Here is a 230-nt window from a genome sequence, read left to right on the forward strand (position 1 = left end):
ACTGGCACTGCCATCACTGATGTCAAAGTTAAAGCTGACACTGCTCTCATCGTTCAGCGCCGGCGTATAGGTCCAGGTGCCGTCCAGGTTGTCTACCAGACTGCCAGTACCTGACGCTATGGACAGATTCAAAGCCTCAAGGCTGCTGCCGGCATCCACGTCACTCGCATTGGCCAGCAGTTCGGCCTGAGTGATCACACGCGCACCGCTGTCTTCTGCTATGGCCGTGA

At 57.0% G+C, this 230-nt stretch carries 1 protein-coding gene; it reads right to left on the bottom strand.

Annotated features, from left to right (window positions below):
- On the bottom strand, positions 1-230 hold a 230-nt coding region (locus tag ACQUTA_RS13165; protein WP_444988722.1), incomplete at both ends, for a cadherin-like domain-containing protein.

The sequence above is a fragment of the Legionella navarrensis genome (genome assembly GCF_052527415.1).